The 19,487-nt window shown below is 66.9% G+C and carries 17 protein-coding genes; 10 read left to right on the forward strand and 7 right to left on the reverse strand.

What is annotated here, in order from left to right; translation table 11 throughout:
* Positions 1–2: 2 nt before the first annotated feature.
* Complete coding sequence (locus NATPE_RS14510; protein WP_006181272.1) at positions 3–1,139, reverse strand: M48 family metallopeptidase; 1,137 nt, start codon at positions 1,137–1,139, stop codon at positions 3–5.
* Between the two features lie 135 nt (positions 1,140–1,274).
* Here NATPE_RS14510 and NATPE_RS14515 point away from each other — a divergent pair, with 135 nt between their 5' ends.
* The 3 genes from NATPE_RS14515 (at position 1,275) to NATPE_RS14525 (ending at position 6,265) form a co-directional block, all read left to right on the forward strand.
* Positions 1,275–1,583, forward strand: a complete 309-nt coding sequence (locus tag NATPE_RS14515; RefSeq protein WP_006181273.1) for a DUF7518 family protein — start codon at positions 1,275–1,277, stop codon at positions 1,581–1,583.
* A 76-nt stretch (positions 1,584–1,659) separates the two neighbouring features.
* Positions 1,660–5,250, forward strand: a complete 3,591-nt coding sequence (gene smc / locus NATPE_RS14520) for a chromosome segregation protein SMC (protein WP_006181274.1) — start codon at positions 1,660–1,662, stop codon at positions 5,248–5,250.
* Entirely contained in the window at positions 5,243–6,265 is a 1,023-nt protein-coding gene (locus NATPE_RS14525) for a segregation and condensation protein A (protein WP_006181275.1), read from the forward strand. Before smc ends, NATPE_RS14525 begins: the two co-directional genes overlap by 8 nt.
* Before the next feature lie 64 nt (positions 6,266–6,329).
* Here NATPE_RS14525 and NATPE_RS14530 read toward each other — a convergent pair whose 3' ends face one another.
* Positions 6,330–7,058 (reverse strand): sporulation protein, encoded by a 729-nt coding sequence (locus NATPE_RS14530; RefSeq protein WP_006181276.1) that lies wholly within the window; start codon positions 7,056–7,058, stop codon positions 6,330–6,332.
* Between the two features lie 103 nt (positions 7,059–7,161).
* Positions 7,162–7,860: a phosphoribosyltransferase gene (locus NATPE_RS14535; protein ID WP_006181277.1), complete on the reverse strand. Its 699-nt coding sequence runs from the start codon at positions 7,858–7,860 to the stop codon at positions 7,162–7,164.
* A 237-nt stretch (positions 7,861–8,097) separates the two neighbouring features.
* Here NATPE_RS14535 and thiC point away from each other — a divergent pair, with 237 nt between their 5' ends.
* The 3 genes from thiC to NATPE_RS14550 all read left to right on the forward strand — a co-directional run bounded on the left by thiC (position 8,098) and on the right by NATPE_RS14550 (position 11,900).
* On the forward strand, positions 8,098–9,543 hold the full coding sequence (gene thiC / locus NATPE_RS14540; protein WP_006181278.1) for a phosphomethylpyrimidine synthase ThiC: 1,446 nt from the start codon (positions 8,098–8,100) through the stop codon (positions 9,541–9,543).
* Between the two features lie 74 nt (positions 9,544–9,617).
* Positions 9,618–10,952 carry an alpha/beta hydrolase family protein gene (locus tag NATPE_RS14545; protein WP_015299170.1) on the forward strand — a complete coding sequence of 445 codons (1,335 nt, stop codon included), beginning with the start codon at positions 9,618–9,620 and terminating at the stop codon, positions 10,950–10,952.
* Positions 10,953–11,000: 48 nt separating this feature from the next.
* Entirely contained in the window at positions 11,001–11,900 is a 900-nt protein-coding gene (locus tag NATPE_RS14550) for a PhzF family phenazine biosynthesis protein (protein ID WP_006181280.1), read from the forward strand.
* Here the strand turns inward: NATPE_RS14550 and NATPE_RS14555 are convergent, their stop codons facing one another.
* Positions 11,901–12,422 carry a hypothetical protein gene (locus NATPE_RS14555; protein ID WP_006181281.1) on the reverse strand — a complete coding sequence of 174 codons (522 nt, stop codon included), beginning with the start codon at positions 12,420–12,422 and terminating at the stop codon, positions 11,901–11,903.
* A 317-nt stretch (positions 12,423–12,739) separates the two neighbouring features.
* On the opposite strand from NATPE_RS14555, the gene ppsA reads away from it, so the two are divergent.
* Both ppsA and NATPE_RS14565 read left to right on the forward strand, forming a co-directional pair.
* Positions 12,740–15,076, forward strand: a complete 2,337-nt coding sequence (gene ppsA / locus NATPE_RS14560) for a phosphoenolpyruvate synthase (RefSeq protein ID WP_006181282.1) — start codon at positions 12,740–12,742, stop codon at positions 15,074–15,076.
* A gap of 255 nt (positions 15,077–15,331) precedes the next feature.
* Entirely contained in the window at positions 15,332–15,958 is a 627-nt protein-coding gene (locus NATPE_RS14565) for a hypothetical protein (RefSeq protein ID WP_015299171.1), read from the forward strand.
* Here NATPE_RS14565 and NATPE_RS14570 read toward each other — a convergent pair.
* Positions 15,955–16,614: an ArsR/SmtB family transcription factor gene (locus tag NATPE_RS14570; RefSeq protein ID WP_006181284.1), complete on the reverse strand. Its 660-nt coding sequence runs from the start codon at positions 16,612–16,614 to the stop codon at positions 15,955–15,957. The two genes, NATPE_RS14565 and NATPE_RS14570, sit on opposite strands and share 4 nt — an antisense overlap.
* A gap of 85 nt (positions 16,615–16,699) precedes the next feature.
* Positions 16,700–17,512, reverse strand: coding sequence for a hypothetical protein (locus NATPE_RS14575; RefSeq protein WP_241432748.1), 813 nt, complete (start codon positions 17,510–17,512; stop codon positions 16,700–16,702).
* A 352-nt stretch (positions 17,513–17,864) separates the two neighbouring features.
* Here NATPE_RS14575 and NATPE_RS14580 point away from each other — a divergent pair, with 352 nt between their 5' ends.
* Together NATPE_RS14580 and NATPE_RS14585 are read left to right on the forward strand one after the other, a co-directional pair.
* Positions 17,865–18,248 (forward strand): DUF5802 family protein, encoded by a 384-nt coding sequence (locus NATPE_RS14580; RefSeq protein ID WP_006181286.1) that lies wholly within the window; start codon positions 17,865–17,867, stop codon positions 18,246–18,248.
* A gap of 29 nt (positions 18,249–18,277) precedes the next feature.
* The gene (locus NATPE_RS14585) at positions 18,278–19,198 is read left to right on the forward strand and encodes a Vms1/Ankzf1 family peptidyl-tRNA hydrolase (protein ID WP_006181287.1); all 921 of its coding nucleotides are present in this window, start codon (positions 18,278–18,280) and stop codon (positions 19,196–19,198) included.
* Positions 19,199–19,249: 51 nt separating this feature from the next.
* On the opposite strand, the gene NATPE_RS14590 is transcribed toward NATPE_RS14585, so the two are convergent.
* On the reverse strand, positions 19,250–19,435 hold the full coding sequence (locus tag NATPE_RS14590; protein WP_006181288.1) for a hypothetical protein: 186 nt from the start codon (positions 19,433–19,435) through the stop codon (positions 19,250–19,252).
* Positions 19,436–19,487: the final 52 nt, after the last annotated feature.

Raw genomic sequence — 19,487 nt, forward strand, 5'->3', positions numbered from 1 at the left:
ACTCAGGTCGCGTCCGCCCGTCGACGCCGCTCGAGCGTCCGTAACTGTTCGATCCGGGCTTCGGTCGACGGATGCGTCGCGGGCCGCCACCCGAGCAGCCGACGAACCGCCGCGACAGCCGGGCGGACGACGCGCACGTGGAGCCAGACCAGCCCCCGGTTCAGTCCGCGGGGATCGGCCGGCCCCTCGAACGAAACCGGCGGCAGAAACCGTTCGACCCAGTGGACCTCGCCGTCGTCATCGTCCGTCGAGACAGGCAACGGCTGCGACACGATCCCCAGCGTCGCGCTCGCGTGCAGCCGTACGTCCCGTTTCGGGCGCGAGTCCGAGAGCGTCTCGAGGGCGCTCGCCAGCGCGGCCGGGTCGCCGAGGAGTTGACTCGCGCCGCGGTCGGCGGCGTACTCGCGGGTCTTCGCAAACAGGCCGAGTGCGATCGCGTTCACGCCGAGCAGCGCCCGTGCGACCGCGCTCACGAGGAGGTACACGACCCCGATCACGAGGATCGGCACCGCGAGGATGAAAATACCGACCCCGGTGAAGAGACCGAGCAGCACCGCGTTCTCGAGGACGCGACGCAGCAGCCGTTCGCGCTCGAGCAATCGATCGCCGATCGCGACGGTCGCCGCGACGGCCGTGACGACCGGGAGGTCCCGGTTCGCGACGTGTGCGACCTCGTGGGCGAGGGCCGCGTCGAGTTCGTCGTCGTCGAGTTCTGCGAGCAGCCCTCTCGTCACTACGATCGTCGGCGAGCGGCGGCTCCCGACGGTCAGACAGGTCGGTTCGGCACGGTCGGCGATGGCCACCGAGGGAACCGGGACGGCCGCCTGCGTCGCCAACCGCTGGACGCGTCCGGCGACGTTTCTCGGACCGTCGCCCTCGGGCACCGTCAGCTCGAGCCCGGCGACGGCGGATCGCGAACCGTATCGCGCCTGCAGGGCGACGAGACCGACCGCACCGAGGAGGACTGTACCGACGACGAACGGAACGCCGACGGCAGCCGGGCGGGACCAGCCGCCCACCGCCGCCACGCGGAGCCCGCTCCAGACGAGGACCGAGAGGACACCGACGTTGACGCCGACCACCAGCGTGAGGGCACCGACGATCCGGAGCCGGAGCCGGCGGTCCGGTGAGAGGGGCATACTGTCATTTCGATACGGTGTTTCCAACAGTGTTGCGGTCGTCACCGGCTCGAGGGGGCGGCCGGCCCGACACATATAATATTCTCTATGTGAGTCTGACGTACGTTTATGTGGCCGGCCGGGCCCCTAGTGGATATGTCGAACGATCGCGTCGAGCAACTCGAATCGACGGTCGCGAAACTCGAGTCGACGGTAGAGGGCCTGACGGACGAACTCATCGAAGCCAAGGAGCGAATCCGGGTCCTCGAGGCCGAACTCGACGCCGAGACGCCGACACGGGTCCCCGATCGGCGGGGCGACGAGGCGGGAACGGTGTCGGGAGACGAGACGCCGGAGGCCGAACCCGACGAAGTCGCCGAGGCGGCGGCCGACGCCGAGGGCGAGACGGAGACGGCCGACGAGGAAACGGAAGACTCAGGTAGCGACGACATCATCGTCGCATAACTGCAGCGGCGGCCGCGGTCGGGGAACGGACACCCCGGCAGACGGCCGCCTGTGTGACGGAGGGCTCGGATCAAGAATGTATATCAAGTCGATCGTTCTCGACGATTTCAAGAGCTTCGGCCGCAAGACGAAGATCCCGTTTTACGAGGACTTCACGGTCGTGACCGGGCCCAACGGCTCCGGCAAGTCAAACATCATCGACGCCGTCTTGTTCGCGCTCGGGTTGGCCCGAACGCGGGGGATCCGCGCGGAGAAACTGACCGACCTCATCTACAATCCCGGTCACGAGGACGGTGACGGCGACGCCGGCGGCTCCCGGGAGGCGACCGTCGAGGTCGTCCTCGACAATGCCGACGGGACGCTGACTCGCTCGCAGGTCGTCAACGCCGCGGGCAGCGAGGACGTCGGCGACGTCGACGAGATCCGCATCCGTCGTCGGGTCAAAGAGACCGAGGACAACTACTACTCCTACTACTATCTCAACGACCGCTCGGTCAACCTCTCCGACATCCAGGACCTGTTGGCTCAGGCCGGGATCACCCCGGAGGGGTACAACGTCGTCATGCAGGGCGACGTCACCGAAATCATCAACATGACTCCCCACGCCCGCCGGGAGATCATCGACGAGATCGCGGGCGTCGCCGAGTTCGATGCCAAGAAGGAAAACGCCTTCGAGGAACTCGAGACGGTCCAGGAACGGATCGACGAGGCCGAACTCCGCATCGAGGAGAAACGCGACCGGCTCGAGCAGCTTGCGGACGAGCGCCGCGAGGCGATGCGGTATCGCCGGCTCCGCCGCGAGAAAGAGGAGTACGAGGGCTACAAGAAAGCCAGCGAACTCGAGGAGAAACGCACGGACCTCGAGTCGGTCGAGGCGGAGATCGACGACCGCGAGGACGAACTCCGGGAACTACAGCGCGAACTCGACGAACGCGAGGGCAAGGTCGTCCGGCTCGAGGAGGACCTCGCGGACATAAACGACGAGATCGAGCGCAAGGGCGAGGACGAACAGCTGCGGATCAAAAGCGAGATCGAGGAACTCAAAGGCGAGATCTCGCGACTCGAGGACAAGATCGAATCCAGCGAGGCCGAGATCGAGGCCGCCGAGGCCGACCGCCGCGAGGCCTTCGTCGAGATCGACCGCAAGCAAGAGCAGATCGACGACCTCGAGGACGAGATCCGCGAACACAAGCTGGAGAAAGCCTCGATCAAGACCGAGATTCAAGAGCGCGAGGCCGAACGCGACGACCTCGAGGCCGAGATCGAGGCCGTCGACACCGAGTTCGACGAACTCAAGGCCGATCTCGCCGACCGCAAGGACGACCTCGAGGCCGCCAAGACCGAGAAGAACGACCTCCAGCGCGAGCAGGACCGCCTGCTCGACGAGGCCCGGCGGCGCTCGACTACCATCGAGGAGACCGAGGAGACGATCGCGGAAAAGCAGGAGACGCTGCCGGAGATCGAGAACCAGCGGGCCGATTTAGAGCGGGAACTCGAGAAGGCCGAGCAGAACCGTGCGAACATCGCCGACGTGGTCGACGATCTGAAAGGCGAAAAACGCCGGCTCCAGTCGGACCTCGACGAGTTGGACGACGACATTCAGGCCAAACAGCAGGAGTACGCCGAACTCGAGGCAAAGGCCGGCGAGAACGGTGACTCCTCGTTCGGCCGTGCGGTGACGACGATCCTCAATTCGGGGATCAACGGCGTCCACGGCGCGGTCGCCCAACTCGGCACGGTGCCCGGCGAGTACGCCGTCGCCTGTGAGACCGCTGCCGGCGGGCGGCTGGCGAACGTAGTCGTCGACGACGACGTGGTCGGCCAGCAATGTATCGAACACCTCAAATCGCGCAACGCCGGTCGGGCGACGTTCCTGCCGCTGACGGACATGAGCCAGCGCCGACTGCCCAACGCCCCCAGCGATCCGGGCGTCGTGGGCTTCGCGTACAACCTCGTCGACTTCGACGAGGAGTACGCCGGCGTCTTCTCGTACGTCCTCGGGGACACGCTGGTCGTCGAGGACATCGAGACCGCCCGCTCGTATATGGGCGACTACCGGATGGTCACCGTCGACGGCGACCTGGTCGAGAAAAGCGGCGCGATGACCGGTGGCTCCGGCGGCGGCTCCCGGTACTCCTTTACCGGCGGTGGCGAGGGCCAACTCGAGCGCGTCGCCAAGCAGATCACCGAACTGCAGGAGGAACGCGAGGGACTGCGCGAGGAACTGCGCGGCGTCGAGGAACGACTCGACGACGCCCGCGACCGCAAGACCGACGCCGCCGACGAGGTGCGGTCGATCGAGGCCGAACTCGAGGGCCTCGACGAGAAACGCAAGCGGGTCGAGGAAGAAATCGACGACCTCGAGGCCGAACTCGAAGAGCTGCGGGCGGAACGGGAGTCGGTCGACGAGCGGATGAACGAGATCTCGGCGACGATCGACGAAAAGACGGCCGCGATCGAGGAGATCGAGGCCGAAATCGACGATCTCGAAACCGAACTCGCGGACTCGAAGATCCCCGAACTGACCGATCGGATCGAGGCACTCGAGGCCGAGATCGACGAGCGTGAGGACCGCATTACCGAGATCGACAGCGAGATCAACGAACTCACCCTCGAAAAGGAGTACGCCGAGGACGCGATCGATGACCGCCACGACGACATCGAGGCGGCCCAGAACCGCAAGGCCGACCACGAGGAGCGAATCGAAGAGTACGAGGCCGAAATCGAGGGCAAGCGCGAGGGTCTCGAGGAGAAACGCGCGGCTGTCGCGGAACTCGAGGAGGAACTGACGGAGCTGAAAGCCGATCGCAGCGACCTGAAAGAGGAACTCTCGGAAGCGCGGACGAAACGCGACCGACAACAGGATCGGGTCAACACCGTCGAGAGCAAACTCGAGGACGCCCGCGAGCGGGCCGACAGCCTCGAGTGGGAGATCGAGTCGCTGGAATCGGCGGTCGGCGACTACGACCCCGAGGACGTACCCGATCACGAGACCGTTCTCGAGACCATCGAGTTGTTGCAGTCCGACATGGACGCGATGGAGCCGGTCAACATGCTCGCGATAGAGGAGTACGACGAGGTCCGGGACGATCTCGACGACCTCGAGGCGGGCAGGGAGACGCTGGTCGAGGAGGCCGACGGCATCCGCGACCGGATCGAACAGTACGAGACCCAGAAGAAGCAAACGTTCATGGACGCCTACGAGGCGATCGCCGGCCACTTCACCGAGATCTTCGAGCAGCTTTCGGAGGGGACCGGGAGCCTCCATCTCGAGAACGAGGACGACCCCTTCGACGGCGGGCTGACGATGAAGGCCCAGCCGGGGGACAAGCCCATTCAGCGACTGGACGCGATGTCCGGCGGTGAGAAGTCCCTGACCGCACTCGCCTTTATCTTCGCGATCCAGCGACACAACCCCGCCCCCTTCTACGCGTTAGACGAGATCGACGCCTTCCTCGACGCGGTCAACGCCGAGCGGGTCGGCGAGATGGTCGAAGAACTGGCCGGCGAGGCGCAGTTCGTCGTCGTTTCCCACCGCTCGGCCATGCTCGATCGCTCCGAGCGGGCCATCGGCGTGACGATGCAACAGGACAACGTTAGCGCGGTGACCGGGATCGATCTCAGCGATAGCGACGACGGTGGTGAGGAGGTGCCTGTGAGTGACTAGGGAGTCGCAAGGCGCCGACCGCGACGAGTTCTACACCGACGGCGGCGACGAGATCCCCCTCGATATCACGGGCCACGAGGACCGCGAGCGGCCCGGGGACGCGGACTCGAGCGGTGACGACGAGACGAACGCCGCGAGCCGAGCGCCCGGAGCCGACGACTCCGTCCTCGAGTTCTCCGAGGACGAGTTGGACGCGGAGGCCGACGACGAGGAGGTCGAACCCGTCGAACTGCTGGTCCAGCTCGCCGAGGAGGGCGAGATCGACCCCTGGGACATCGACGTCGTCCGGGTCACCGACAAGTTCCTCGAGGCGATCGAGGACGCGGACCTGCGGACGTCGGGCCGGGCGCTGTTCTACGCGAGCGTCCTCCTGCGGATGAAAAGCGACGAGCTGTTCGCGACCGACGAGCCCGAGGAGGAAGAACTCCCGCCGTGGGAGGCACCGTTCGCCGACGATCCCGCGATGGACGCCGAGGGCGAGGAGCGCCACCCGCCGGACTTCGACCCCGTCGAGAGCCTCGAGGCGGAGATGGAGCGTCGCCTCGAGCGCAAGCACGCCCGCGGGAAGCCGGAGACGCTGGACGAACTCGTTCGGGAACTGCGGACTGCCGAACGGGACACCCGGTGGAAGGAGTCGCGCAGTTACGACACGAGCGACTCGCCGTCGGGGTACGACCGCGGTATGCAGGAACTCGACTACCGCTCGGGCGACGATTTCCGGGTCGACGACGAACCGACCAGCGATGACGTCACCCACACCACTCACGAGGAGGACATCGAGACGGTCATCGACGACGTCGAGGGCGAACTCGAGGTCCACTACGAGAACGGGCGCGAGGAGGTGCTGTTCGCCGAGATCGACGCGGCCGGTGGCTCGCGCGTAATGAGCTATCTGGCGTTGCTCTTTCTGGCCCATCGGGGCCGGATCGCACTCGAGCAGGACGAACTGTTCGGCGACCTCTGGATCAGGGAGGCTGCGGTGGAAGCGGACGCGAGCGAGGCGATCGCCGACTAAGAGCGGGCCGTATCGGCTCGAGGAAACGGGGAGTGACGACGCGGCGGCATGGCGAGCCCGACGCTCAGAGACTTCGCTCGATCGCCGTCCGGAGTCGCCGCTCGAGGTCGGACTCGTCACCCGGCTGGAGCGAGAGGCGCTCGTGTCGCTCGTCGGCGTCGAACCGTTCGGCGAGCAGGCCGCCGCGGCGGTCGATTTCGAGCAGCAGATCGAAGCCGTCGCCCTCGGGCAGCGTGACGACCTCGAGTTCGTCGAGGTCGTCCACGAAGGGCCCGGACCGGGGAACGAACTCGAGTTCCTGAACGAAGCGGTGGTCCGCGAACATCGATTCCGTGGCCTCGCACGTCGCCGTTTTGCGGGCGAACCCGAGTGACTCGAGGGCGTCGAACAGCGTCTCGCGGAGCGGGTCGGGTTCGATCTCGATCGGATCACGGTCGTCCGGATCGACCGCCCAGTCGATGTCGAGGCCGGTATCGAGCCAGACGTCGGTTCGATCCGACGTGACGGGCGTGTGGTAGGGAATGTCGATGGAGACAGTAAACGAGCGTTCCTCGTCGGGGTCGATCGTAAACGAATTCGTGAGGGCGTCCGCCTCGAACTTCGCGGTTCCGTAGCTCTCGTCGGTCTCGTACCGCGTCACCAGGGCGACGGAGATGCTCTCAACGTCCTGACTGTCGTTGCCGCCGGTAACGTCGACGCGCGCGTCGACTGATTCGCCTGCCGTGAGGGTCGGCGGGAGGACCGTCTCGACCGTCGCCGAACCGATGCCGAGTCTCGATAGAACTCGTTTCATGCGGTCGAAAGGCCGCAGCCATGGTATGAATATTTTGTTAGGTTAGCGGCGTGAGACGACGGCGAGAAAGCGAGGTTCGGAGCGATCCGCGAGCGTGGCAGCGTTACTCGCCGGTCAGCGCCCACTGGTCGTCACCGACCGACTCGAGGACCTCGCGGCGTTCCATCTCGGCGAGGACCTCGGGGAGGCGGTCGGGCTGGGCGATTTCCATCTCGATGCGTTCAATGCCGTGGTGGTCGGTCAGGGCACGGCGGATCGCCTCGTCGGTGAACGTCTCGCGATCGCTGGCCTCCATGGCACCGGCGATCAGGTCGACCATGTCCTCGATGAAGTTCCACGGATAGACGACCCAGGTCCACTCCTCCAAGCGCTCGCCGACGTAGTCGGGCTGGAACTCGCTGGTACCGAGCAACTGCAGCGTCGCGGTACGGACCTCGCCGGCGTCGCGGTCGGCGACGTAGTCGTACGCGCGACTGATCGAGCCGCCGGTGTCGGCGATGTCGTCGATGATCAGCACGTCCTTGCCCTCGACGCTGCCTTCGGGCATCGGGTAGCGGACGCTTGGCTCGTCGGACTTCTCGGCGGCACCGACGTAGTGTTCCATCTTCAGACTTGTCAGGTCGTCGAGCCCGAGGAAGTCACAGAGACACCGCCCCGCGAACCAGCCGCCGCGAGCCAGCGCGACGACCACGTCGGGCTCGAACTCGTCGTCGCGCACGTCGTCGGCGACGTCCCGACACAGTCCGTAGATGTACTCCCAGTTGGTTATCGTACAGTCGAAATCGTCCGGTAAGTCGGACATCTGGTGGCCACCTACGCGACCCCTCGAGCCCGCGCCCCTTAAGTCGGCTGAAACTGGTTTCACCCCCGATCGAGCGATTGCGGCCCCGTCGTCGGGACCACTGCGAGACGTCGAACGGATCGACGACCGTGAGGGGCCGACGTATCCCCGCCCCTCGAGCGGGCGGTCAGCGAGACGATAGCGCCGAGTCACGGGAGCGGGAGAGTTTTATAACCTAGTAGTACAACCTAGTTATCGATGTCGAAAACGCAGATTCAGGCCGCCCGCGACGGGACGGTCACGCCCGAAATGGAGCGGGTCGCCGAGCGAGAGAACCGCGATCCGGAGTACGTCCGCGAGCAGGTCGCCGCGGGCCAGGCCGTCATCCCGGCCAACCGACACCACGACGCCCTCGATCCGATGATCATCGGTCGCGAGTTCGCGACGAAGGTCAACGCCAACATCGGTAACAGCGAGACGACCAGCGACCTCGAGACGGAACTCGAGAAACTCCACACCGCGGTCCACTACGGCGCGGACACGGTGATGGATCTCGGGACCGGGAGCGACTTAGACGAGATCCGCGAGGCACACATCGACCACTCGCCGGTGCCCATCGGGACGGTGCCGCTGTACGAGGCCGTCAAGCAGGCCGGTAGCCCTGAGGACATCACGACGGACCTACTGCTCGAGATCATCGAGAAACAGGCCGAGCAGGGTGTCGACTACATGACGATCCACGCGGGGATCCTCGCCGAACACTTGCCGTTGACCGACGGCCGGAAAACGGGAATCGTCTCGCGGGGCGGCTCCATCATGGCCAAGTGGATGGAGGAACACGGCGAGCAGAACCCGCTGTATCAGGTCTTCCCCGAGATCTGCGAGATCTTTGCCGAACACGACGTCACGTTCAGCCTCGGCGACAGCCTCCGTCCGGGGTCGCTGGCGGACGCCTGCGACGAGGCCCAGTACGCCGAACTCGACACGCTGGGCGAACTGACCCGCGTCGGCTGGGACCACGGTGTCCAGGTAATGGTCGAAGGGCCGGGCCACGTCCCGATGCACAAGGTCGCGGAGAACGTCGAGCGCCAGCAGGACGTCTGTGACGGCGCGCCCTTCTACGTCCTCGGGCCGCTGGTCACTGACATCGCACCCGGCTACGACCATATCACGAGCGCCATCGGTGCCGCGATGGCCGCACAGGCCGGGGCCGCGATGCTGTGTTATGTCACACCCAAGGAACACCTCGGGCTCCCCGAGGAAGACGATGTCCGCGACGGCCTCGCGGCCTATCGGATCGCCGCCCACGCCGCCGACGTGGGCAACGAGCGGCCGGGCGCACGCGACTGGGACGACGCGCTTTCGGAGGCGCGGTACAACTTCGACTGGCGCGAGCAGTTCGACCTCGCGCTCGATCCGGATCGCGCCCGGTCGTTCCACGACCAGACGCTGCCCGGTGACAACTACAAGGAGGCCCGGTTCTGCTCGATGTGTGGCGCGGAGTTCTGTTCGATGCGGATCGACCAAGATGCGCGCGAGGATGGCGAGATGGAAGCCATCGAGGGCGAAGACGGCACCGATCTCGAGGCCTCGCCGGCGGCCGCGGTCAACCGCCCGCCCGTGGGGACGCATCGATCGGGCGACCTACCGCCGATGGCCGATCACGAGGGCGACGAGCCGCTCGAGGAACCGAGCGACGACTGACCCTTCGGGGTCCGTTACAGTCACGGAGAATCGACAGTGTGCTTATCAGACGGACCGTGGTCGGTTCGGTATCGATGGCACCCCGACGACGGACCGTACTGGCGGCGGTATCGACTGCGACAGCGTCGGCAGTGGCCGGCTGTGCCGGCTTCCTCACCGACGAGACGAGCGACGACGGGGACGATCCGGCGGCCGCAACCGACGTCGCGACGGCGCTCGTCGAGGACCTCGCGAACGAGCGGTTCGAGCGCGCGAGCGAGCGGTTCCGGTCGGACCAGCGCTCGAGATACGGCGACCCCGGTCGCCTCGAGCGGCTTTGGCTGGCACTGACGACTACTAGCGGTTCGTTCGAGGAGATCCTCGAGACGGAAGTGACGGAGGGCCAGCAGCTACGCGCGGTCGAAGTGACCGCGGCGTTCGACGGCGGCGACCACGACTGTACCGTCGTCGTCGACGATGAGGTTCAGGTGCGAAACTACGGGCTCAGCGACGAGTACGAGCGGCCGTCGTACGTCGATCCGGACGCGATAACGACGCAGTCGGTGTCCCTCTCGGTGCCCGACTGCTCGCTGCCGGGAACGGTGACGACGCCCGCGGCGGGCGACGACGTCCCGGGAGTCGTCCTCGTCCACGACGACGGGCCGATGACGGCCGATACCCCGCGCGGGGGGACCAAGACGTTCGCCGATCTGGCCGAGGGACTCGCGATGGAGGGTGTCGCGACGCTGCGATACGACAAGCGGGTTCCGGCCTGTGACGTTCAGCCGGCGGAGTACACGCTCGATCGCGTCACCGCCGACGACGCCGCGGTCGCGATCGAGCGACTCCGGAACGTCGACGGCGTCGACCCGGAGCGGATCGTCGTCGCCGGACACGGACTCGGCGGCCGGGCAGCGCCTCGAATCGCCGATCGGGACGGAAGCCTGGCCGGCGTCGTCGGGCTCGCACCGCCGGCACGGCCCTACCCGGAGTTCACCTTCTCACAACTCGAGTACAAGGTCTCGGTCGGGAGCCACGAGTGGGCGGACCTGACGGCAACCTACGAGACCTGGGGCGACGAGATCGACCGAGTCCGGTCGGGCGAGTACGAACCCGCCGAGCGGCTCCTCGGCAAACCCGGCGCGTTCTGGGACAGCATCGGCGACTACGATCACCTCGGGGTCGCGGCCGAGACCGACGTCCCGGTCCTGCTGTGTCAGGGCGAACGGGACTTTCAGGTGTCCGTCGCCGACGACCTCGAGCAGTGGGACGATTCGTTCGCGGGCGCGACCACCGTCGAAACCTACGCGGACTGCAATCACCTGTTCATGCCCGGCGAGGGCGAGCCGGTGGCGGTCGCCTACGCCGTCCGGAACAACGTCGCCGAGGGGGTCGTCAACGACATCGCGACGTGGGTTCGTGAGTTGTAGCCGCCGTGGGTCCGAGGATTCATACGCCGCTCGCCCGACCCACGTCGTATGGAGACGACGCGAGTCTTGCAGGTCGACGCCTTCACCGACGAACCGCACACGGGGAACCCGGCGGGGGTCGTCCCCGACGCCGACGGGCTCTCGGCCGACCAGATGCAGGGGATTGCCGCGGAGATGGCCGTCAGCGAGACCGCCTTCCTGCGCTCGAGCGAGACTGCCGACCGCCGGGTCCGGTACTTTACACCCACCCAGGAGGTCGATCTCTGTGGCCACGCGACGATCGGGACGTTCGCACACCTCCACGACGAGGGGCTCGAGCCCGGGACGACGACCCTCGAGACGAACGTCGGTGTCCTCGAGATCGACCTCGCGGCCGACGGCACGGTCTGGATGCGACAGGACGACCCGACGATCCGAGAGGTCGACGTGGGCTACGACCGGGTGGGCGACGCGCTCGGGGTCGACCGGGCCGCGCTCGAGGGTGCGAGCGCGGACATCCCGCTCGCGGTCGCCTCGACCGGATTGCCGTTCCTGATCGTCCCGATCACGTACCTCTCGGACGTCGGGGACGCGGACCCCGACATGGCCGCGATCGAAGCGCTGACCGACGACGTCGACGCGACCGGCGTCTACCTCTTTACCTTCGACGCGCTCGAGCCCGAATCGACGCTGCATGGCCGCATGTTCGCGCCGGGCGCCGGCGTCCCGGAGGACCCGGTCACGGGCACCGCGAGCGGCGCCGTCGCCGCCTACCTCGATCGGTTCGGCGCGTTCGACGGCGACCTGCCGGACGAACTCCGCCTCGAGCAGGGCCACTACGTCGACCGACCCGGCGCGGTTCGCGTGCGACTCGCGGACGGCGTGCAGGTGGGGGGCCGCGGCGTGACCGTCCTCGACGGCTCGATCGCCGTCCCCGCCGCCGACGAGGACGACATCCTCGAGGCCTGATCAGGCCAGCGGGTCGTCCGCGTCGTCGCCGGTTTCGTCCGCCGGCTCGGTATCGTCGTCGAGCCCCGTTGCGGACCGGTCGTTCGCGGGGCCATCGTCCGCGGATTCCGTCCTCGGATCGTCGGATGGGCTCGACGGCGGCGGGTTCGTCTCCGCAGTCGCCGGCTCCAGCTCCGAGGGCCGGTCCGTCTCGCCCTCGAGGCGGTCGGTCTCGTCGAAGGTCGTCGTTTGCCCGTCGCCCTCCAGCGCCCGAACGGCGCGTTTCGTCTCGGCGAGGTCGTCCTCGAGGTCCGAGGGCCGGTCGTCGAGCCCGTCTTGGACCTCGCTTGCGATTTTCGTTGTATCGAGTTGCCGGCCGGCGGCCCGACCCGCCGCACGGGGCAAGGTTACGAACAGCGCGTAGGTCTTGCCGAGTTGCCAGACGACGATCCCCGCGGCCGCGAACAGCAGGGTGATGATCGGATCCGCCTGCTCGATGGCGGACTCGGCGTTGCGCGGGTCGGTAAACAGCGTGGTGACCACGGAGCCGAAGCCGGCGAGCAGCCCGACACCGACAAGCGCCAGCCCGAGTACCAGCGACCCGACGGTGATTCCCCGATAGACGATCGTTCACTTGAACGAGTTACGAAGCCCCATAGCGGTGACAGTCACTGGAATCGTATAGTCGCTATGGGAAGACGATCGCCATTACTGCTGAAGCGGCGGTTACGACCGACCCAATCAGGAGCGGACAGCGGCGGCCGACGGAACCGTGCCATAAATTACCTCGCACCCGAGTTGCGATCCGGCGCGACTGTTCGCAACCTTCTTTATCGGTTCCAGCGAGTGACTCACTAGAGATGGCTGTACTCTGGCTGGACGAGATCAGTGCCGGCGACCTCGAGAAGGTCGGCGGTAAAGGTGCTTCTCTGGGCGAGTTGACGGGTGCGGGGCTGCCCGTTCCGCCGGGATTCGTCGTAACTGCCGGGACCTATCGATCGTTCATCGAAGAGGCCGAGATCGACGAGGAACTGTTCGCGGCCGTCGACGTCGACGTCGACGACTCGAGTGCGCTGGCCGAGGCCGCCGACCGCGCACAGGAACTCATTCTCGAGACGCCCTTCCCCGACGAACTTCGCGAGGAGATCCTCGCGAGCTACGCGGAGGTCGGTGACGGCGAAGCGTTCGTCGCGGTCCGGTCGTCGGCGACGGCCGAGGACCTGCCCGACGCCTCCTTCGCCGGCCAGCAGGAGACGTTCCTCAACGTCACCGAGGAGGACCTGCTCGACCGGGTTCGGGAGTGTTGGGCGTCGCTCTTTACCCAGCGGGCGATCTACTACCGCCAGGAGCAGGGCTTCGACCACTCGGCGGTCAACATCGCCGTCGTCGTCCAGCAGATGGTCGACGCCGAGAAGTCCGGCGTGATGTTTACGAGCCACCCCTCGACCGGTGAGCCGACGATGATCATCGAGGCCGCGTGGGGCCTCGGTGAGGCCGTCGTCTCCGGCGCCGTCTCGCCGGACAACTACGTCGTTGAGCGCGAGGACCGCGACGTCGACGTTACCGTCGCCGAAAAGAAGGTCAAACACGAGAAAGACGAGGCGACCGGCGAGACCGTCGAGCGCGAGGTGCCACAGGACAAGCGCAACGAACGGGTCCTCGCCGACGACGAGATCGACGCGCTGATGGATCTCGGCGAGCGCGTCGAGGACCACTACGGCGAGCCCCAGGACGTCGAGTGGGCCATCGTCGGGGGCGACGTCTACATGCTCCAGTCCCGCCCGATCACGACCATCGACGAGAGTTCCAGCAACGGAGCCGACGCGGCCGGCGGCGTCGACGCCGCGGCCGGACTGACCGACGGCAGCGGGAGCGTCCAGAGCGCCGAGGGCGCGAGTACCGGCGCGGACGCGAGCGGCTCGAACGAGGTGCTGGTCGACGGACTCGGCTCGAGTCCGGGGACGGTCAGCGGGCCCGCGAAGATCGTCACCAAACTCGACGATCTGGCGAAGGTCGGCGAGGGCGACATCATCGTCACCGAGATGACGATGCCCGACATGGTGCCCGCGATGAAGCGGGCCTCGGGGATCATCACCGACGAGGGCGGCATGACCAGCCACGCCGCCATCGTCTCGCGCGAACTGGGCGTACCCGCCATCGTCGGCACGACCAACGCCACGACCATCTTGGAGGACGGCCAGGTCGTCACCCTCGACGGCGACAAGGGCTCGGTCCTCGAGGGCTCGACGGTCGAACCCGACGAGGAGACCGAACCGGTCGAGGAGGTCCGCCCGCAGTCGCCGGTCAAGCCGATGACTGCGACCGAGGTGAAGGTCAACGTCTCGATCCCGGAAGCGGCCGAACGCGCGGCCGCGACTGGGGCCGACGGCGTCGGCCTCCTTCGGACCGAACACATGATCCTCTCGCTGAACCAGACCCCCGAGAAGTTCATCGAGGAAAACGGCACTGACGCCTATACGAAGGAACTCGTCGACGGGATCCGCGGCGTCGCCGACGAGTTCTATCCCCGTCCCGTCCGCGTGCGCACCCTCGACGCCCCCACCGACGAGTTCCGCCAGCTCGAGGGCGGCGCCGACGAGCCCGAGGAACACAACCCGATGCTGGGCTACCGGGGCATCCGACGCTCGCTCGATCGCGCCGACGTGTTCGCCCACGAACTCGAGGCGTTCCGGCGGCTCTACGAGATGGGCTACGACAACGTCGAGATCATGCTGCCGCTGGTCAACGACGCCGAGGACGTCTATCGGGCCAAAGCGTGCATGAAAGAGGCCGGTATCGACCCCGAGAAACGCAAGTGGGGAGCGATGATCGAGACGCCCGCGGCCGCGCTGTCGGTCGAGGAGTTGGCCGAGGCCGGTATCGACTTCGCCTCCTTCGGAACGAACGACCTGACCCAGTACACGCTGGCGGTCGACCGGAACAACGAGAACGTCGCCGACCGGTTCGACGAACTCCACCCCGCCGTCTTGCGCCTGATCGGCGACGTCATCGAGACCTGCCGCGAACACGGCGTCGACACGAGCATCTGCGGGCAGGCCGGCTCCAAGCCCGAGATGGTCACGTTCCTCGCCAAGGAGGGCATCACGTCGATCTCCGCGAACATCGACGCCGTCCGCGACGTCCAACACGAGGTCAAACGCGTCGAACAGAAGCTCCTGCTCGATTCGGTCCGCTAACGGCTGCGATCAGTTGCGGTTTTTCGCCTCGGTCGCCCGCACCTCGAGTAGTCTCCAGTAGCTCCGTCGCAGTCCCCGACGGCCGCGGTCACCACGGGTACGTCTGCCCCGCGATGACGAGAAACTCGAGGCCGACGCCGGGGGCCGCGACCGCGATCGCCGGGCCGAGCCAGCTCGGGGGCCAGTGGGGTGGCCGGCGACCGATAGCCTGTGGCCGGGGAAAGGCCCATGCCGACGGCCGCCCTCCGTTCGAGCATGAGCGATCGCTCGGACGAGGTGACCGAGAGTCGGGACCCCGCCGCCACCGACGACCTCCTCGAGGAGACGGACCGACTGCTCTCGGACTCGGGCGCGGACGTCGGCGACGTGGGGACGGCAGCCGACGCCGCCGGGAGCGAGCCGGCAGCCCCGATCGACGACCCGCTGGGTGACTCGTCGCTCGGTCCCAGCACCGGGACCGACCGCGACGCCGAACAGGCGGCCGACGACGGCGACGACTCGCGGTCGTGGCTCGCGCCGATCACGTCGCGGCTTTCGCTGAGCCGATACTTTTCACCGAAGGAGTACCTCGCACTCGTCGCATTGCTGGGGGTCGGTCTGGTGGGCGGTTCGACCGTGCTGCCCGTCGCCGGCCGACTGATCGGGATGTTCGGCGTCGCCTTCCTCGTCGGCCTCGTCGCGTCGAAGCGGCGCTATCTCGAGGTGGGAATCGCCGGTGTCTCGGTCGGGGGTATCGCCGCGGTGTTGAACAACGCCGTTCTCGCGGCGGTCGGCTCGGGCCAGTCACTGGTCGCCGTCGGCGCGAGCGTCGGGCTGCTTGCGGCCGTCGTGGGCTACTACTTCGGTCGCGACCTGCGCGACGGACTCGCGCGGGACGTCTAACTGTTGGTCGTCAGCTCCCAGCCGCGTTCGGTCCGCCGAACCACGCCGTTGTCGGCCATCACCTCGAGGAGTTCGGCGACGACCTCCCGCGGGGCGTCGATGTCGTCGCTGAGTTCGCCGACTGACTTGGGTTCGGTCCGGATACTCGCGAGCAGGTCGGCGTAGATCCGACTCTCCGGGCCGGCTCCGACGGTTTCCGAGACGCGGTCGAGGACCTCACAGAGTTGGCCCTGTACCCAGCGCTGGGCCAACGACAGTTCGTTCTCCAGTTGTTCGAGGTCCTCCAACGTCGCGAGCAGGTCGCCGAGGTCGTCCGTGTCGTCCCAGGAGACGTCCGTCGAGAGGTGTCGACAGGTAGTGATATCGAAGCTACTGTTGGCCGGATACGCGCTCTTGCTGGCGAAGCCGTACGGGGAGACGTTTACTTCCAGTCGGACGTTCCGAGCGATATGAAAGTACTTTCGCCGCTGGTCGTCGACCCGGCTCTCGACTAACCCCGCTTCCTCGAGTTTCCGTAGGTGTTCGATGACCGCCTTGGGACTTACGCCGATGTACTCCGAAATCTCGGTCACGTAACACGGTTTGCGGGCGAGCAACCGAAGGATCCGTCTCCGGTTTTCGTTCCCGAGTAAGTCCAACAACGCGGCGGAATCCATCGAGCGAGGGTAAGTGGTCACCGCTGAAAAGCGTGTCTGCTTGCCGGATCCGCGACGGCGAGCGGCTCAGGCGGAGCGACGACGCTCAGTCGTCGGAATCCGTCGACTTCGAACCGCTTGCGGACTCGCCGTTGGCTCCCTTGTCGGGAGTCTGCCCCGAACCGGACGCCGGTGGGGTCGTTTCGGATTGTCCACCGCCGTCGCCGTTCCCGGCGGACTGACCGCCGGACCCGTTCGCAGTCGCGTTCCCGGCGGAGCCGGCGTTATTTGGTCCGTTTCCCGGTGACTCTTTGCCCGGGTCGGCCGCCGGACCGTTCGAACCGCCGCGATCGCCCGGCGGGCCACCGCCGTTGGCTAGCCCGCGAGCGACGCCGCGGACGCCGGGCCCACCGCGTTCCACCGCGCTCTGTCGAGCCGCAGAAGCGTTTCCGCGGAGGTCAGCGAGGCGGTCCGCCGCGACGCCAGCCTCGGTGGCGTGGCGTTCGGTCCGTTCGATCGACCGCTCGAGGCTGGCGAGTTCGACCGTCAGCTTCGCCATCCGGGACCGATAGGCACCCTTCGTGATGGTGCCGTTCTCGTAGTCGGCCTCGAGGCGATCGCGTTCGGCCTCGAGGTCGGCCAACCGCGACTCGAGATCGGCCGTCCGGTCGGTAAGCAACCGGCTCTCGTTGGCCGTGTTCTCGAGGGCGGCTTCGAACTGCTCGGAATCGACTGTGCTTTCCGTATCGGCCGCGCTCGCCTGCAGAAGCGTTCCAACGGAGGCGTTCCCCGATACTGACTCGTTCTGGCCAGCGGCGGGCTCGGCGAACGGACTCACGACGGCACCGCTCGCAAGCGGCGCGACCGTGAGGCCGACTGCGAGGGCCACCAGGAGGGCGACCGACCGAGTGGTTGTCATCGTGTGTGTTGTCTGCGGGAACATAGTAAAAAGACGGACCTTCGTTCGGACCGTTTAATCGATCTCATCGTCGGTCGAGGTACCGTTTGAGCGTTCAAGGCGGGCGGAGTTGTCGTCGTCTCCGGTCGACCGTCGCCGACAATCGGGCCTCGCGAACGGTTCGGTCACCAACCGTTCGAACCGTTTCACGGGCCGCGGAACCGTCGGCGGTACGTCGACGTTCCCTACCGGACCGCCGAGCGGCCGCGACCCGGAACCGCATCACGCCTCACCGACGGATCGATCTGTTAGCGCGTCGATTTAAACCTGTCCGAAAAGGGTTATATCGGTGCGTCCCCTGTCACCAAACATCATGTTCGAGGTGTTCTCGCGGAGCTACTATCTCGGACGACTCTACGTGACTCCCACGGAGGGCGATCACGCACTCATGCACAGCGAGCAACACGAGCGGCTCAACGAGGAGGTCTACGCCAGCGGCGACGGCCTCGAGCGGCTCGATACCCCGCTCGTAATGAAACTCGAGTCGCGACACTTCGCGGTCCACGGGGGCGAGAACGTCCCGACGAACACGCTCGCGCTCCCCGAGTCGATGCTCGAGGGGACCGATATCAGGAACCCGCCGTCGCTCCGGGAGGTGTTTCTCGCCCGGCGCGACTGCGCCCGTCGGTTGCTCGAGTTCGCCGGCGGCTGGCAACCCGACCCGGCCGGCACGGACCTGTCCAACGCCGGAACCTAGAAGTAGGCTCGCTTCCCGTTTTCCGCCGAATGATCGACGAGTTGCTCGGCCGTGCGTCGCTCAAAGAGCGCATCGAGGACCTCGAGGACGAAAACGAGCGGTTACGCGAGCGCTACGAGGCCGAGTCCGACCGCCGGGCCGAGGCGGCCACGGCGAGACAGGAGGCCGAACAGCGGGTCAACCGTCTCGAGGACCGGATCGCCCAACTCGAGGGCGAACTCGAGCAGGTCGACGACGCCGACGACGGCGTCGCCGTCCGTCGCCGGATACAGGTCCGGGGACGACGTCTCGAGGCGATCCTCGACCGACTGGACTCGTTCCGGACGGGGCCGGAGGGCGCGTTGACCGTCGCGGTCGATGAGGCGGGGCTACCCGAATCGGTCCGGTCGACTCTCGAGGAACCGCTCGGCGACCGGGTCGCACTGCTCGAGGACGCCGCGCCGTGTCTGTGCTGTGTCGACGACGCCGGCCTGATCGCGGTGGCTCTGTCGCCGCCGATCGAGCCGACGCTCGAGCCGACGTGGGACGACGGGTTCGCCATCGACCGCGGGACCTTCCTGCCGACCGGCCGCCACGCCCTCGCGCTGGTCCGGACGGACCTGTTCGCGCTCGGGGTGTACGACGGCGACGAGCGGGTCGACTACCGCGGGTTCGAAAGCGACGTCAAGGGCAGCCACTCGAAGGGCGGGTTCTCACAGGCCCGGTTCGAACGGATCCGTGACGAACAGATCGACGACCACCTCGAGCGCTGTCGCGAGGCCGTCGCGACACGCCGTGGCGACGTGGATCGACTGTTCGTCGTCGGCCAGCGCGGCGTCGTCGACACGCTCGTCGCTGAAGCCGGCCTCGAGCCGGCGGGAACCGCCGCGGTCGACGCGACCGGGGATCCCGAATCCGCGCTCGAGGACGCCGTTCGGTCGTTCTGGACGACGGAACTGCGAGTCCTCTAGTAGCCGCCGTCCTGCGGGGTACCGGAAACCGGTGACAATAGTACGTCTGTGTCAGTAGCCGCCGCCGTCCTCGAAGCAGCGGCCACAGCGGTTCGCGTCGTCGGCCTGTTCGACGGGGATCAGTCGGAGATCCTCGTGGGCGACGTGGGCGGTCGCGCCACAAGTCGTCTGAAAGTCCGAACGACCGTGTTCGTGCTTGTGGATCTTGTTCGTCGTCTCGTTGAGGACACCATTCATGACACATGGTGCCACGCCCCACAGGCATAAGTCTACCGACCGTTGCCGATCG

Origin of the sequence: Natrinema pellirubrum DSM 15624 (assembly GCF_000230735.2) — an archaeon.
Taxonomy (GTDB): Archaea; Halobacteriota; Halobacteria; order Halobacteriales; family Natrialbaceae; genus Natrinema; species Natrinema pellirubrum.

What these genes read in the sequence shown, in the direction of transcription:
- NATPE_RS14510 (WP_006181272.1), bottom strand. Translation starts at nt 1,139, where the DNA reads ATGCCCCTCTCACCGGACCGCCGGCTCCGGCTCCGGATCGTCGGTGCC.
- NATPE_RS14515 (WP_006181273.1), top strand. Translation starts at nt 1,275, where the DNA reads ATGTCGAACGATCGCGTCGAGCAACTCGAATCGACGGTCGCGAAACTC.
- smc (WP_006181274.1), top strand. Translation starts at nt 1,660, where the DNA reads ATGTATATCAAGTCGATCGTTCTCGACGATTTCAAGAGCTTCGGCCGC.
- NATPE_RS14530 (WP_006181276.1), bottom strand. Translation starts at nt 7,058, where the DNA reads ATGAAACGAGTTCTATCGAGACTCGGCATCGGTTCGGCGACGGTCGAG.
- NATPE_RS14535 (WP_006181277.1), bottom strand. Translation starts at nt 7,860, where the DNA reads ATGTCCGACTTACCGGACGATTTCGACTGTACGATAACCAACTGGGAG.
- thiC (WP_006181278.1), top strand. Translation starts at nt 8,098, where the DNA reads ATGTCGAAAACGCAGATTCAGGCCGCCCGCGACGGGACGGTCACGCCC.
- NATPE_RS14545 (WP_015299170.1), top strand. Translation starts at nt 9,618, where the DNA reads ATGGCACCCCGACGACGGACCGTACTGGCGGCGGTATCGACTGCGACA.
- NATPE_RS14550 (WP_006181280.1), top strand. Translation starts at nt 11,001, where the DNA reads ATGGAGACGACGCGAGTCTTGCAGGTCGACGCCTTCACCGACGAACCG.
- ppsA (WP_006181282.1), top strand. Translation starts at nt 12,740, where the DNA reads ATGGCTGTACTCTGGCTGGACGAGATCAGTGCCGGCGACCTCGAGAAG.
- NATPE_RS14565 (WP_015299171.1), top strand. Translation starts at nt 15,332, where the DNA reads ATGAGCGATCGCTCGGACGAGGTGACCGAGAGTCGGGACCCCGCCGCC.
- NATPE_RS14570 (WP_006181284.1), bottom strand. Translation starts at nt 16,614, where the DNA reads ATGGATTCCGCCGCGTTGTTGGACTTACTCGGGAACGAAAACCGGAGA.
- NATPE_RS14575 (WP_241432748.1), bottom strand. Translation starts at nt 17,512, where the DNA reads ATGACAACCACTCGGTCGGTCGCCCTCCTGGTGGCCCTCGCAGTCGGC.
- NATPE_RS14580 (WP_006181286.1), top strand. Translation starts at nt 17,865, where the DNA reads ATGTTCGAGGTGTTCTCGCGGAGCTACTATCTCGGACGACTCTACGTG.
- NATPE_RS14585 (WP_006181287.1), top strand. Translation starts at nt 18,278, where the DNA reads ATGATCGACGAGTTGCTCGGCCGTGCGTCGCTCAAAGAGCGCATCGAG.
- NATPE_RS14590 (WP_006181288.1), bottom strand. Translation starts at nt 19,435, where the DNA reads ATGAATGGTGTCCTCAACGAGACGACGAACAAGATCCACAAGCACGAA.